Origin of the sequence: Bacillus sp. FS02, assembly GCF_024398395.1 — a bacterium.
In the GTDB taxonomy this organism is placed as follows: domain Bacteria; phylum Bacillota; class Bacilli; order Bacillales; family Bacillaceae; genus Bacillus; species Bacillus altitudinis.
This window is the reverse complement of sequence record NZ_CP074101.1, coordinates 2,310,804-2,325,655: the sequence shown is the minus strand read 5'-3', so window position 1 is coordinate 2,325,655 and position 14,852 is coordinate 2,310,804. Positions and strand designations below refer to the sequence as shown.

The 14,852-nt window shown below is 40.6% G+C and carries 14 protein-coding genes; 3 read left to right on the top strand and 11 right to left on the bottom strand.

The window, feature by feature from the left end; genetic code table 11:
- Window positions 1-210: 210 nt before the first annotated feature.
- Together moaA and fdhD are read right to left on the bottom strand one after the other, a co-directional pair.
- Window positions 211-1,218, bottom strand: a complete 1,008-nt coding sequence (gene moaA / locus KFQ09_RS11800) for a GTP 3',8-cyclase MoaA (RefSeq protein ID WP_017360030.1) — start codon at window positions 1,216-1,218, stop codon at window positions 211-213.
- Window positions 1,219-1,228: 10 nt separating this feature from the next.
- Complete coding sequence (gene fdhD, locus KFQ09_RS11795; protein ID WP_224558779.1) at window positions 1,229-2,017, bottom strand: formate dehydrogenase accessory sulfurtransferase FdhD; 789 nt, start codon at window positions 2,015-2,017, stop codon at window positions 1,229-1,231.
- Between the two features lie 134 nt (window positions 2,018-2,151).
- On the opposite strand from fdhD, the gene KFQ09_RS11790 reads away from it, so the two are divergent.
- Together KFQ09_RS11790 and KFQ09_RS11785 are read left to right on the top strand one after the other, a co-directional pair.
- Window positions 2,152-3,417: an L-lactate MFS transporter gene (locus KFQ09_RS11790; RefSeq protein WP_048002965.1), complete on the top strand. Its 1,266-nt coding sequence runs from the start codon at window positions 2,152-2,154 to the stop codon at window positions 3,415-3,417.
- Between the two features lie 82 nt (window positions 3,418-3,499).
- The gene (locus tag KFQ09_RS11785) at window positions 3,500-5,848 is read left to right on the top strand and encodes an FdhF/YdeP family oxidoreductase (RefSeq protein WP_048002966.1); all 2,349 of its coding nucleotides are present in this window, start codon (window positions 3,500-3,502) and stop codon (window positions 5,846-5,848) included.
- Window positions 5,849-5,899: 51 nt separating this feature from the next.
- On the opposite strand, the gene KFQ09_RS11780 is transcribed toward KFQ09_RS11785, so the two are convergent.
- The 6 genes from KFQ09_RS11780 to KFQ09_RS11755 all read right to left on the bottom strand — a co-directional run bounded on the left by KFQ09_RS11780 (window position 5,900) and on the right by KFQ09_RS11755 (window position 11,392).
- Window positions 5,900-6,574: a VWA domain-containing protein gene (locus tag KFQ09_RS11780; RefSeq protein ID WP_025208129.1), complete on the bottom strand. Its 675-nt coding sequence runs from the start codon at window positions 6,572-6,574 to the stop codon at window positions 5,900-5,902.
- Between the two features lie 81 nt (window positions 6,575-6,655).
- Window positions 6,656-7,354 (bottom strand): VWA domain-containing protein, encoded by a 699-nt coding sequence (locus KFQ09_RS11775; RefSeq protein ID WP_008343379.1) that lies wholly within the window; start codon window positions 7,352-7,354, stop codon window positions 6,656-6,658.
- A 324-nt stretch (window positions 7,355-7,678) separates the two neighbouring features.
- Entirely contained in the window at window positions 7,679-8,701 is a 1,023-nt protein-coding gene (gene spoIID / locus KFQ09_RS11770; protein WP_048002967.1) for a stage II sporulation protein D, read from the bottom strand.
- A 257-nt stretch (window positions 8,702-8,958) separates the two neighbouring features.
- Window positions 8,959-10,266 carry a UDP-N-acetylglucosamine 1-carboxyvinyltransferase gene (gene murA, locus KFQ09_RS11765; RefSeq protein WP_007497616.1) on the bottom strand — a complete coding sequence of 436 codons (1,308 nt, stop codon included), beginning with the start codon at window positions 10,264-10,266 and terminating at the stop codon, window positions 8,959-8,961.
- Between the two features lie 32 nt (window positions 10,267-10,298).
- Window positions 10,299-11,033 (bottom strand): YwmB family TATA-box binding protein, encoded by a 735-nt coding sequence (locus KFQ09_RS11760; RefSeq protein WP_008343385.1) that lies wholly within the window; start codon window positions 11,031-11,033, stop codon window positions 10,299-10,301.
- Window positions 11,034-11,161: 128 nt separating this feature from the next.
- Window positions 11,162-11,392: a DUF1146 family protein gene (locus KFQ09_RS11755; RefSeq protein ID WP_008343389.1), complete on the bottom strand. Its 231-nt coding sequence runs from the start codon at window positions 11,390-11,392 to the stop codon at window positions 11,162-11,164.
- A 170-nt stretch (window positions 11,393-11,562) separates the two neighbouring features.
- On the opposite strand from KFQ09_RS11755, the gene KFQ09_RS11750 reads away from it, so the two are divergent.
- Window positions 11,563-12,039 (top strand): hypothetical protein, encoded by a 477-nt coding sequence (locus KFQ09_RS11750; RefSeq protein WP_017360036.1) that lies wholly within the window; start codon window positions 11,563-11,565, stop codon window positions 12,037-12,039.
- A 42-nt stretch (window positions 12,040-12,081) separates the two neighbouring features.
- Here the strand turns inward: KFQ09_RS11750 and KFQ09_RS11745 are convergent, their stop codons facing one another.
- From KFQ09_RS11745 to KFQ09_RS11735, 3 genes are read right to left on the bottom strand one after another with little or no spacing between them, the layout of a single operon-like run.
- Window positions 12,082-12,477: a F0F1 ATP synthase subunit epsilon gene (locus KFQ09_RS11745; protein ID WP_008343393.1), complete on the bottom strand. Its 396-nt coding sequence runs from the start codon at window positions 12,475-12,477 to the stop codon at window positions 12,082-12,084.
- 24 nt (window positions 12,478-12,501) lie between these two features.
- Window positions 12,502-13,923 carry a F0F1 ATP synthase subunit beta gene (gene atpD, locus KFQ09_RS11740; RefSeq protein WP_008343395.1) on the bottom strand — a complete coding sequence of 474 codons (1,422 nt, stop codon included), beginning with the start codon at window positions 13,921-13,923 and terminating at the stop codon, window positions 12,502-12,504.
- Window positions 13,924-13,947: 24 nt separating this feature from the next.
- Window positions 13,948-14,814 (bottom strand): F0F1 ATP synthase subunit gamma, encoded by an 867-nt coding sequence (locus KFQ09_RS11735; protein WP_007497628.1) that lies wholly within the window; start codon window positions 14,812-14,814, stop codon window positions 13,948-13,950.
- Between the last annotated feature and the right edge of the window lie 38 nt (window positions 14,815-14,852).

Here is a 14,852-nt window from a genome sequence, read left to right as displayed (position 1 = left end):
ACAAAATGAATAAAAGTCTCTTTTTCATCCTTACTCCGTCAATTTTGAGGTACAAAATAGCATTTTAAAAAAACAGCAGAATCTCTGCTGTTTTTTTATAGGACCGAGCTTATAGGAAAAATTGTCCTGATGTTAAAAGAAGATTTTCAACAGTGATTATAGCATTTTCTCTTCTTTTCAAAAATCGATGATCATGATACTTTGTTGTCATTACCCGCCGATGTAGGACATCTCAACTTTTTTCTGATCTTTCTTTTGCTCTCTCTCAGCTGAATATTGATCCTGTCTGTTTGACCAAAGTTCCTTCAATATGTTCACTAGATATTCATCATTTTCTGAATTACGGATGAATCGTCTCAGATCAAAGCCCGATGATGCAAAAAGACAGGTGAATAATTCGCCACGTGCAGATAGTCTAGCTCTATTACACGATCCACAAAAAGCATCTGAAACGGAAGAAATAATGCCAATCTCTCCTGACCCATCCTCATAAAAATAACGCTTGGCTACTTCACCTTGATATCGAGGGGGTTCTGGTTTGATAGGGTATTTTGAATGAATTAGCTCCATAATCTCTTTTTTCGTCAATACATGCTTGAGATTCCATTTGTTCGTATTGCCAACATCCATGAATTCAATAAATCGTAGAATGTGTCCTTCTTTTTTAAAATAGGCTGCCATTGGTAAGATATCTTGATCATTCACACCTTTTTGGACAACCATATTGATCTTAATAGCAAGTCCGGCTTTTTTTGCAGCCTCTATCCCATCAAATACTTTTTGGATAGAAATGTGTCTTCCATTCATCTGCTTAAAACGATCTGGATTTAAAGAATCTAAACTAATGGTGACTCTATTCAGACCTGCTTTCTTTAGCTTATCTGCGTACAAAGGTAACAGCGTTCCATTGGTTGTCATCGCGATGTCTTCAATACCTGGAATTTTTGCGAGTTTTTCTATCAAAACGGGCAAATCTTTACGCATTAAAGGTTCACCGCCCGTAATACGTAATTTCACCACACCTAATTCCTTTGCAAAAAGCGCAGCAAGTCGTTCAATTTCCTCGAAGCTAAGCAGCTCTTCTTTATCTAAAAAAGGATAATCTGGTCCAAAGATTTCAGCAGGCATACAGTACGTACATCTAAAATTACAGCGATCTGTTACGGATATTCTTAAATCGCGCAATGGTCGATGTCTTTTATCCAAAATACTGACCATACTTAGCCTCCTATTCTGTAATACGCTGATGATGAGTATAGATATTAAAAGATTCTCCTCTTACGAATCCAACTGTTGTTATATTTAATTCTTCTGCCATTTTAAGTGCTAACTCAGTAGGAGCTGATTTTGATATGACGATTGATACCCCTAATTTTGCTGCCTTCAACAGAACTTCAGACGATATCCGGCCGCTAAATACAAGGATTTTATCTCTCAGTGGGATTTTATGAAGTAAACAATATCCATAGATTTTATCCAACGCATTATGCCGTCCTATATCCGTCCTAGTGATGAATAGCTTTTCTGTATCACACAGTCCAGCATTATGGACACCACCAGTATGTTGAAATAACTGACTTTCCTCCTGTAAACATTTCATTAAATAAATACAAGTTTCAGCAGAAATACTGATTCGGTCAATGGCTGTTTTTGCCGTCTTCACATCTTGGAGAAAATAAAAATGTCTTCCTTTCCCACAGCAAGATCCGATCACTCGTTTTGTAAAATCTGAGGATTGGAACTGAGTTGAGTGATGTAAGTCAACATATGCAAAACCCATACTTTCATCTATTGTAAACCTTTTAATCTCTTTTTCAAATCGAATGACTCCTTCTGAAGCTAAAAAACCGATCACCAATTCTTTCAAATGATCCGGTGAACAAACGAGTGTGACAAACTCTTCACCATTCACCAGCACGGTTAAAGGGAATTCTTCTACAACTTCATCTGTTTTACATGTCATTTGACCACTGCGATATTGGTGTATGCGTCGTTTCGTTTTAACAGAAGGATTCATGATCTGATCTTCCTTTCAACACAAATTTAGTTATATGAACCAGACGAATTGTGATATTATTTTAAAAAGTCATAAAAATGTAACATATTTCTATCTTATCAAACTTTTTGTTTGCTTTATATGGAGGGAACACAATGAATAAAACAAAAAATCGTTGGCTGATTGCTACAAGTGCTGTGGGGATTCATTTATCTATCGGATCTGTTTATGCATGGAGTGTTTTTACGAATCCTTTACATCAAACCTTTCAATGGTCATTAACAGAAATAAGCCTGACATTTAGCATCGCTATTTTATTTTTAGGTTTATCGGCTGCCTTTATGGGGCATTTCGTTGAAAAGTATGGGCCGAGGGCATCAGGGCTCTTCTCAGCTATTTTCTTCGGCATTGGGATGACTGGATCAGGGTTTGCTGTCCACATGTCTTCATTACCTCTCCTCTATTTATTTTATGGTGTACTCGCTGGAATCGGATTAGGTGTAGGCTATATTGCTCCAGTATCAACATTAGTCAAATGGTTTCCAGATCGAAGAGGACTCGCAACGGGTTTAGCCATTATGGGCTTTGGGTTTGCTTCTCTGATTTGCAGTCCCATTATTCAATTTCTCATTGAAAAAGTTGATATTGCAAACACCTTCTATATTCTCGGAATCTCTTATTTTATCATCATGGTCGTTTCATCTCTTTATTTATCACCACCAACACCTGATGATGTCAAACAATTTAACGTGCTAAAAACAAGCCAAAGGAAAATTCCTCAAGATTTATCACAGCTCACCGCAAATGAAGCCATTAAAACACGGCGCTTTTATTATTTGTGGATCATGCTCTTTATCAATATCACATGCGGAATTGCTATTATTTCTGTAGCATCACCGCTTGCTCAAGAAAATGTTGGTTTCACGGCCGGTGCAGCAGCTACTCTTGTTGGAATTTTAGGTGCTTTTAATGGGCTAGGACGGATCGGATGGGCATCCTTCTCTGATTATATCGGAAGGCCAAATACGTATACGATTTTCTTTACTATACAGCTCATTGCTTTTCCCTTACTTCCCAACTTAAAAGAACCGCTCATCTTTTCAATCGTGATGGCAATCATTTATACGTGCTACGGAGGAGGGTTTGCTTCAATTCCAGCCTATATCGGAGATTTATTTGGTACGAAGCAGCTAGGTGCCATACACGGTTATATTCTCACCGCTTGGGCCGCTGCTGGTTTAGCAGGACCTTTATTTTCCTCCTTTATTCGTGACATTACAGGCAATTACACACAAAGTCTCATGGTCTTCTCCGGCCTATTTTTCATTGCGTTTATCATATCTCTTCTCATTCGGAAGGATATTAAACAACTTCGTGAATCAAATCTTACTGCTCCTTCTTCTGTCACGGTCCGCTCTTAATATGAATTTGACAGAATGACAATCTACAGGTAATTTTTAGATATGAAAACGCTTTACAAAGTGATAGGAGGGTGACGATATCATGGGAAAAACAAAACACAAGGGGCCTATTAAACTCAACAAAAAACCCTCACCAAAGCTATGGGCCTCTTTTGCTCCTATGGGGCTCGGAAAAGTAAAACCGAAACACATTCGAGACACGATGAAAGTGGCATGGGAGAACAAAGATAATCTCCCCTATGCGTACCGTATATTGACTCAGGGCGTTTGTGACGGCTGTGCTCTTGGTGTATCAGGTTTATACGATCAAACACTAGCAGGGCCCCATATATGCACTACAAGACTGAATGTGCTACGGCTTAACACAATGCCAGCAATTGATCCAAAATGGTTCGAAGATATTGAGCGGCTCAGACAAATGGATAGCACGTCTCTTCGAAAACTTGGGCGTATTCCTTATCCCCTGATTCGAAAAAAAGGTGAGAATGCCTTTACACGCATTTCTTGGGATAGTGCATTAGGTCAAATCGCCGCTAAAATCAAATCGATTGATAAACGTCAGCTTGCTTTCTATTTAACGGCTAGAGGGATTACAAATGAAGTGTACTATACTGCGGCGAAAGCTGCGCGATTTATTGGAACAAATCATATCGATAATGCTTCTCGTATTTGCCATTCACCAAGCAAAACCGCTCTTAAACGCTCCCTTGGTATAGGTGCATCCAGCTGTAATTACAGTGATTGGATTGGAACAGATGTATTGATATTTTGGGGCTCTGTTGCAGCAAACAACCAGCCGGTTTCGACTAAATATATGTACGCCGCTAAAAAGAAAGGAACCAAAATCATTGTCATCAATCCATATAAAGAGCCTGCAATGGAAAAATATTGGGTCCCTTCTATCCCAGAAAGTGCTTTATTCGGCACAAAAATAGCGGATGATTTTTATCAAGTCAATATAGGCGGCGATATTGCGTTTATGAATGGTGTCATCAAACATTGGTTTGATATGGAGGAGCAAGCGCCCCATTCCGCTCTTGACCATGAATTTATCCAAGCCAATACAACCGGCATAAAAGATGTAAAGCAGCATGTCACTCAGTTAAAATGGTCGGATCTCGAAGCATCGTCAGGCTTATCTAAAGAAAGAATGAAGGAATTCGCTGTACTGCTTGCCAATGCCAATTCAGGGGTGTTTATTTGGAGTATGGGTCTCACTCAGCATCGCTTTGCAACTGATAATATATCACAAGTCGCAAACCTTGCCATGTTACGCGGATTTATTGGCAGAAAACATTGTGGCGTTATGCCGATTCGTGGCCATAGCGGTGTCCAAGGTTCAGGCGAAATGGGTGCCGATCCATTCGTATTGCCCGGAAGTGATTTTGATGAAGAGAATATTAAAAGAATCGAGAAGATATGGGGATTTGATATTCCAAAATGGCATGGTGACACGATTGGGCAATCATTTGAAAAAATGGCTCTTCCAAAAGAACACCCGCAAAAGCTGAAGATGCTGTTTACTAGCGGTGGAAACTTTTTAGAAACGATGCCAAATCCTGAAGCGATTGAAAAAGCACTATCCGAGCTTGAACTCCGTGTCCATCAAGATATTATTTTGAACACCTCTACACTGGTAGAAGCAGAAGAGACTGTGATTGTTCTGCCTGCAATGACAAGATATGAACAGCCAGGCGGCGGTACATCAACCAGTACGGAACGCATGGTGTATTTCAGTCCGGAAATTGAAGGACCTCGCATTGAAGAAGCTAGAGCTGAATGGGACATTTATATTGACCTAGCAAAAAGAGTTCGCCCAGAAGACGCGAAGTTGATTCATTTTGACCATGCTGAAGACATTCGTCGTGAGATCGCCATCGCAAATCGGAACTATGATGGGATCCAGCATTTGCGTCATAAAGGGGATGTCTTTCAATGGGGTGGTGCATGGCTTTGCGAAGATGGGGTGTGTCCAACACCGGATGGAAAAGGACACCTGCTCCCAGCACAGCTGCCTCAATATCGAAAAACTGAGGGGCATTTCAATATCACGACAAGACGAGGCAAGCAATTCAACTCTATGATTTACAGTGAAAAGGATGCCTTTAATGGTGGAAAGCGGCATTCTATCTTGATGAATGAAGAAGATGCGAAAGAGCTTTACGTCCAAGAAGGCGATCCCGTTGTCCTTTTTAATCAATATGGATCCTACCAAGGAGTTGCTCAATTCGGAGAGCTGAAACGTGGAAATATCGCAGTTTATTGGCCTGAAGGAAACGTGTTAATACCAAAAGGAGTTTACGAAAGCTATTCCCAGATTCCAGAATACAATACCACCGCAATATTAGAAAAAGCCGAAACCTTTCATGCAAGAAAAGATCAGCACTACGTGGAGAAACGGATTGATGAATTGGAGACGACTTTAAATTGATCCTTAATGAAAAAACAGCTGGGGGTTTCTCCCCAGCTGTCTATTCACATCCTATTGACCAAAAGAGTTCGCTTCTTTTTGAAGAATATGATTCAATTCTTCTGCATTTGCTGCTGGTTGATATTGTCCACCACCAGCTTTGGCAACAGATTTTAGACTTTTTGCTTCTTTTTCATTTACATCGAAGCCAATGATATTGACGATTGTGTCAATACCTTCTTCATGTAATTGCTTTGCTGCTTGTGATGGGCTTCCGCCGCATGTTTCCTCACCATCGCTGACAACATATACAATATTTTTTCCTTTAGCTTGGTGATCTTCAAAATCTTGTTTCGTATCAGTTAATGCTTTGGCAAGTGGTGTCCAGCCTGTTGGACCATACACATTTAGCGCTTGTTGAAAGGTTGCTTGCTCATATGTTCCAAATCCATAAACTGCTTCGGAACTTGCACAAGAAACGGCTTTTCCTGCATTTTTATTCGTTCCTTCATGACCAAAAACACGAAGCAAGACTTGTGTATCTTCTGATAAAATACTTGCGAAACTTTGGATCGAGCGTTTTGCGATATCGATTTTCTTTTCGCCTTCAACCGATTGTGCCATGCTTCCGCTTAAATCAAGTAAAATCACCACATGAGCAGGCTCCTTTTTCGTTACAGCATGAGCTGGTGAAGAAAGAAGCAGAACAAGACTCGCTAAAATGGTTAATATAATATTTCTTTTCATTAAAAAATCTCCCTTTTTTTCATTTGTACAGAAAAAGAGAAACGAAAGCATCAATCAATCGTTTCCCTTTTCTTCAGCAAGTTATTCGTGTAGTTTTAATGATTCTGCTGTAAGGATAGAACCCATTTCTTTCCCAGTGCTTGCTTGGTAGTAATGACCTTTACCAGCTTTAGCTACTTGCTTCAATTGACCTTCATAGCCATCGTTAAAGTCTAATCCAATCACATTGACTACAGTAGATCCTTTTGAGTTATGAAGCTCTTTCGCTACTTTCACTGGATCTCCACCACAAGTTTCTTCACCATCAGTAATTAAGTACACAATGTGTTTTGTTCCCTTATGAAGCTGTTTATCCGCTTGCTTTGCACTTTCAAGAGCACGTGCAATCGGTGTCCAGCCATTTGGTCCAAGACCGTTTAGAGAGTTTTCGAAACTATCCTTTTCATAAGGCTGAACGCCATAAACGCCTCTAATGACTTCACATGATTGAGCTTTACCTGAGTTTTTGTTGTTTCCTTCAGACCCAAACAAACTCATACGGATTTTAGCATCTTTCGGAAGAGACTGAGCAAATTTAAATACCTCTTGTTTTGCTAAATCGAATTTGCGCTCTCCATCCACTTTTCTTGCCATACTTCCACTTGCATCAAGTAAGATGGTCACTCTTACATCTTTCTTATGTTTTTTGGCTGATGCTGCTTCTGCAAATACTGGTGAAGAGATTGACATTGATAATGTCAATACAGCTAAGGTTACGAGTGTAAATACTTTTTTCAACATGCTTTTCCTTCCTCCTTATGTATTTGATTGAAACATCTTAATCGTAAAATATTCTGTCTTGGAATGGTATAGGACTCGATCCCTTTTTCTCTTTCATCAAAATCACTAAAATTCTGTCAGATGTCTAGATATATTCACCTAGCGACTCTTTTGTCACCCACGTTTTCTCATTCTTTCGAGGGGCTTTGTATCGGCCATCGGTTCTTGTCGGGATGTAAATGTTTAAGATTTCCTGAGGTGCGCCTTAAGTCGCAATTTGTCACATTCTGTTCATACCTCTTCACACATAAAAAAAGATGCCCCCATTTTGAGGCACCTTTGCTTTTATTTCTTAGCCATATATGTGTTCAGAAAGCGATCAGCTGATTCAATTTTTATCCCTTGATAATAATGTTTCACGATCGCCTCTACTTTTTTGCCTGACTGTGCCATATAATGTGCACCATACTGACTCATGCCCACACCATGACCATACCCTTTTGTCGTAATCACGATTTGCTGACCCTTTCGTTCCCATGTAAAGTCTGCAGAGTGCAATCCTAGTGATTCGCGAATGTCTCTGCCCGACAATGTTTTTCCGTTAATGACGGCTTTGGCTACTTGATTGCCTGGTGTTCGTTCTACAATTTCTCCCACCTGCTGCTGGCCAAGGGTCACACCCAGTTTTTGCTGAAATTCGCTCACTGTGATGTTTTTCTTGTTTTGGAATTTGGGTGATTTTTCGTCCCATTTGCTTGAGACGCTTTTCAAATAAGGGATTTCATTTTTCCAATAAGCTTCTGCATTTTCGGTTTTCCCATTACTTGTCGAAAAGAAGGAAGCATCAATTGGTTTTTCGTCATACGTCAGTACTTTCCCTTGTGTACTGGCAACCGCTTCTGTGACCTTTTTTAATTTCCAATTGTACGCTTTTCCCCAAATTTTCTTCAGTTCCTGTTTATTTTTGTACACTTGGAACATTTGGGTGTCATCTACAAGGGAACCCTGTGGAGATTTGACGGTTTTATCAATGATCATTTGTCTGACGATATACGTTCTAGCGGCGAGTGCCTGTGCCTTGAGCGCCTCTATTTCAAAATCGGCTGGCATTTCAGAAGCGACGACACCGATCACATACTCTTCTAAGGGGATGTTTTCTACCTGCTGATGCGCTGAACGGTAGACGGGAATGGAGACGGGTGATTGTTTCAATTTGACTGAACCTTTCACTTCTTTTTTAACTGATGGTTCTGCTGCTACGTGTTGGCTGGCTGCTGGTTTTCCTTGGAACGTCGGCAACACGAGTAAGGTTGGAATCATTAAAATGATGATGCAAATTCCTGCGATTGTCCATATCATTGGTTTCATATTGGCTGCCCCCATTTGTCATTGAATCTCTTTTATCCTATGGGCAAGGACAAGCTAATATGACAGCTTCTTTCATTCATTGGACAAGTCTTTTGGTGATATGTTTGTGCTCTTCATCATTTGATTTACTGTTCGTCTTTATGAATAAAATTTAAAACGATTGGATACACTAATGATAAGCTTTTGAAAATGAAACCAGACTATGATTCTAAAAAAAAATCAGCATGCCCAAATGGACACACTGATTTCTTTTATGATTATGCGTTTAGATCTGATACAACTTGTTCTTGTGTCACATCTGCTGATTCATCATTTACTCTTTCAATGTCTGCACCGATTGCTGCTAGTTTTTGGTGGAAGTTCACATATCCACGGTCAATATGCTTCAATTCAGTGACACGTGTATGACCTTCGGCCACTAATCCAGCAAGTACAAGTGCTGCTCCTGCTCTTAAATCAGTCGCTGCCACTTCAGCACCTTGAAGTTGAACAGGTCCATTGATTATCACAGAGCGACCCTCAATTTTAATATCGCCATTCATGCGGCGGAATTCTTCAGCATGCATAAAACGATTTTCAAACACAGTTTCTGTGATCATGCTTGTTCCGTTCGCACGAAGCAATAGCGCCATCATCTGAGATTGCATATCCGTTGGGAACCCAGGATGCGGCATTGTTTTTAGATCGATTGGCTTGAGCTCAGATGGTCCAATGACTCTTAAACCTTCTTCTTCTTCAATGATCTGAATACCCATTTCTTCCATTTTTGCCACAAGTGAAGTCATGTGCTCAGGCACAGCGCCTTTTACAAGAACATTTCCTTCAGTAATGGCTGCTGCCACCATAAACGTACCAGCTTCAATTCGGTCAGGGATGATGTTGTGTTTTGCACCGTGAAGTGTTTCTACACCTTCGATTTTGATTGTACCAGTTCCAGCCCCGCGAACCTTACCGCCCATGGCATTGATGTAGTTTGCCAAATCAACAATTTCAGGTTCTTTTGCTACGTTTTCTAAAATCGTCGTTCCTTCAGCCAATGCTGCTGCCATGATGATGTTTTCAGTTGCCCCTACACTTGGGAAATCCAAATAGATTTTTGCACCTTTTAAACGGCCATTTACTTCAGCCTCGATGAAACCATTACCTACTTGAATTTTAGCTCCCATTGCTTCAAAGCCTTTTAAATGCTGATCAATTGGTCTTGAACCAATCGCACAACCACCAGGTAATGCAACTCTTGCATGACCTGTTCTAGCTAAAAGTGGTCCCATGACGAGCACAGATGCTCTCATTTTACGGACGTACTCAAACGGAGCCTCAGTTTCTAGTGCATGAGATGCATCTACTGATACTTCGTTATTTTCAAAATGTACTTCTGCTCCTAAATGACGTAACACTTCATTGATTGTATATACATCGGAGAGCGTAGGTACATCACAAATTACGCTTTTTTCTGTACTTGCTAACAAAGATGCAGCGATAACTGGTAAAACGGCATTTTTTGCGCCTTCTACTTTAACTGTGCCGTTTAACTTTTGACCGCCGCGGACGATGATTTTTTCCAAGGTCTTCCCCTCCGCGTCCCAAATTCTCTATATTAATATTCAGTCGTTACGATTGGTGTGCCAACCGTAATCGTATGATTTTCGTTCATTTCCGAACTTCTGATGGCAATTTGAACATTCATTTTATCATTTGAAGTCATAATGAACTGTTCCCACTTCTCTGTGTAAGCGGAAAGCGACACAAAATTAGACTCAACGAGATACTCAACTGGTTTTGCTTGAAATTCATTTGCTATCATTTCAGCTTTTTTTTGCAAAACAACATCCATCATACCATTTACATGACCATCGAGACAAGTAAAAATCACAAATTTTTCTTGTAATATGCTTTTTGCATGACGTACGAACTGATCATATGTATGCTCCCAGGTATTCAGTGGGCGAGCACCTTTTTGCTCATATAATAAATACGACTTTTGGTTTGATTTTGTGTCGGTCTTCACGAGTAAAATTTTCGATAATGTATCATTTTTTTCATCTTTGTAAATTCCTGTGACTTTGGTGACATGTTTCTCTTTTTTTTCGGTCCACTCATACTGTCGTAGTTCGTCTTTCAAACGTTTCACTTTTTTTGAAAATTGTTCGGATGAAATGTCTATATTTGTTTTGGCATGAAGCGTCCATCCACTTACTTCGATTTGCTGGTTTTTCATACCTTCTGCTATTTGGGCGAGCGTGGATGTTTCTTCCGCCCGAACACCTTGAATCATCAGAACAAAAAAAAGAATAAATGCAAATAATGGCCAACCTTTTAAATACTTTCTCACTTGTCATTCCCCCTTGCTACAAGTGTTGCCGCAAGGAGGTCAATGCATACGTGGAAAAGTCATCAAAGGCCATATTTTTGACACTTCTTTTTACGTTCCCGCAGAAGGCAGTGACCAAACCTTTTATGTTAAAACATATAAGGGATTTGTCTGGAGAAATTTAAATAATCAAGGAAGAAATTGCTGACTGCCGATGCAATAGCAATCGTGAGCAGCATCATGAGCAATCTAGCTTGAATAATTTTTCCTTTTTTAATCAGTGGATCAATATTCACCGCAAGCAATGCCCACCACGTAATGGCGATAAAAAATAGGTGGATCACAATACTGACAATTGCTTGTTGTCCTACGTCTTCCATACACTTGAATCCTCCTTTTATTGATTTCTGTAAAGGAAAACTCCCTTTCATTATATCCTCCAAAATCGGAAAGATGAATCATTTGGAAAAAAGAGCTACATTTAGAGTGAATCCCCTCTTATTCTGATGCGAAGGAGATGATATACTGCGGTGGAAGGAGCTGATCATATTTGAAAGATTCTTTTCCTGACTTTGTTGATTTGTACGGAGAACTGGTTCCCTCATTTGAACATGAATGGGAAGCCATTGCTTTCTACTTTGATTATAGACAGACACAGCTAGAAGAATTAGCACAATTGTGTCATTTTCATAACATTTCTTTGGATTACTCAGAGGAAAGCCTTTATCAGTTAGAGTCATTATACTTCGATGCCTTCCGTCAGCAGCTTTTTGCTGAGTGGAAAATGCCTATTGATGCATTGGAAGCGATGTTGAGTGTGTACATGGGAGAGGTTGTCATCAAGCATCATTCAGATGCTGATTGGGTCGTGCGGCCTTATATGGACTCTTCGCATCAATATACCCTTGGCTTGCGCCGAAACAATAAAACATGGCATTGCAGTACGCAATTTTGCGAGCAGTTATATCTTGAAAAGCAAGCATCTCATCCTTATGTGTCGATGTATCAATCTCTCATGTCATCCTAAAAAAAATCCTTCTTATCACAGTGATAAGAAGGATTTTCTGTTTTATTTCCCTGCTACATTTAAACGGTTTAATGCCCGTTTTAATGCGAGTTCCGCCCTGCGTACATCACTTTCATTCGGGTGGTTCAAATGCTCTTCAGCACGCTGTTTCGCTGATTTTGCACGATCTACATCAACTTTGTCTGATGTTTCAGCAGCCTGAGCAAGAATGGTTACTTTTTCGGGGCGAACTTCAACAAATCCACCGCTTACTGCAACCAATTCAGTTGATCCACTATGTTTTAAGCGAACTGCACCGATTTTTAGCGGAGCAACCATTGGAACGTGGCCAGCTAAAATCCCAAGCTCACCGCTTTCTGCTCTTACACTGACCATTTCCACATCCGCTTCATACACTGGGCCGTCGGGAGTAACGATATTGACTTGAACGGTCTTCATGCTTTTACCCTCCTAAGGACCAGATTAGGCCTCTACACCCATCTCTTTGGCTTTTTCAACCACTTCTTCAATGCGGCCGACTAAGCGGAATGCATCTTCTGGAAGGTGATCGTATTTACCAGATAAGATTTCCTTGAAGCCTTTAACAGTTTCTTGCAATGGCACATAAGAACCTTTTTGGCCAGTGAACTGTTCTGCTACGTGGAAGTTTTGAGATAGGAAGAATTGAACACGACGAGCTCTGTGTACCACAAGCTTATCGTCCTCAGATAATTCATCCATACCTAAAATGGCAATGATATCTTGCAATTCTTTATAACGTTGCAATGTTTGCTGAACTTCACGTGCGATCGCATAATGCTCTTCGCCAACAATCTCAGGTGCAAGGGCACGAGATGTTGAAGCAAGTGGATCTACCGCTGGATAAATCCCCATCTCTGTCAACTTACGCTCAAGGTTTGTCGTTGCATCAAGGTGAGCGAACGTTGTAGCTGGAGCTGGATCTGTATAGTCATCCGCAGGTACATAAATCGCTTGAATCGATGTAACCGATCCTACGTTTGTAGACGTGATACGCTCTTGAAGCTGACCCATTTCTGTTGCAAGAGTTGGCTGATAACCTACCGCTGAAGGCATACGTCCAAGAAGGGCTGATACTTCAGAACCTGCTTGTGTAAAGCGATAGATGTTATCGATGAAGAACAATACGTCTTGACCTTGTTCATCACGGAAATGCTCTGCCATTGTCAAACCAGTTAGAGCTACACGCATACGTGCACCTGGTGGCTCGTTCATTTGGCCGAAGACCATCGCTGTTTTTTCGATAACGCCAGAATCTTTCATTTCGTAGTAAAGGTCATTTCCTTCACGTGTACGCTCTCCAACACCAGCGAATACAGAAATACCGCCGTGTTCTTGTGCGATGTTGTTGATCAATTCTTGAATCAGAACGGTTTTACCAACACCGGCTCCACCGAATAGACCGATCTTTCCACCTTTGATGTAAGGAGCAAGAAGGTCAACAACTTTGATACCTGTTTCAAGAATTTCAACTTCTGTAGAAAGTTGATCAAAAGAAGGCGCTTGTCTGTGGATTGGGTCTCTTTGCGCTTCCACACCAAGTGGCTCATCTAAGTCAATGTTATCTCCCAGTACGTTGAATACACGTCCAAGTGTTACGTTACCAACTGGTACTGAAATTGGTTTTCCAAGGTCTACAGCTTCCATACCGCGCTTCACACCGTCTGTTGATGCCATTGCGATGGTTCTCACTGTATCATCACCTAAATGTAGTGCTACTTCTAAAGTTAAGTCGATATCAACTTCACTTTCGCTTTCCGCTTTATGCGAAACTTTGATCGCATTATAAATCTCAGGCAAGTGACCGTCTTCAAAACGAACGTCTACGACTGGTCCCATGATCTGACTGATGCGTCCTGTTTTCATTGCATTCCCTCCTGACAATTATTTCTATTCTAAGGCAGCTGCTCCGCCGACAATTTCTGTAATCTCTTGTGTAATCGCTGCTTGACGAGCACGGTTGTAAGAGAGTGTCAGGCTGTCGATCAATTCTTTTGCGTTGTCTGTTGCACTCTTCATTGCTGTCATCCTTGCAGCATGTTCACTTGCTTTGCTGTCAAGAAGCGCACCGAAAATCAAACTCTCTGCATATTGAGGAAGGAGAACTTCAAGAATTTCTTCTTCAGAAGGCTCAAACTCATAAGATGCGGAACGTTTATTTGGTGTCGCTGCGGCCGAAAGGTCCGTTAGCGGCAATAATTTTTTCTCTGTTACTTCTTGTGAAATGGCACTGACGAAATGGTTATAGAACATGTAAAGCTCATCAAACGCTTCATCAGAGAACATTTGCACTGTACTGCTTGCTAATTCTTTAATATCAGCAAACGCTACTTCGTCTCCAAGCCCTGTTACTTCAGAAATAACTGGAATACCACGCTTTTTGAAGAAGTCGCGTCCGATTTTACCAATCACAATCACCGCATATTCATCAGCAGATTGATGACGAGATTGAATGGCTTGGTAAGCGGCACGTAAAATCGAGCTGTTAAAAGGTCCTGCAAGTCCTCGATCAGATGTAATGACGAGATACCCTGTTTTCTTAACAGGTCTTGAAAGAAGCATTGGGTGCTTAGCACTTGTTCCAGTTGCAATTGCCGCAACGACTTCTTGGATTTTCTCCATGTAAGGAACAAAGGACTTCGCATTATTTTCAGCACGATTCAGTTTCGCAGCTGATACCATTTGCATCGCTTTTGTGATCTGACTCGATTTTTTTGTTGACGTGATCCTTGACTTAATATCGCGTAATGAGGCCAAAGATTTCACCACCTTTTTTCAGGAATCCGTGTTCATTT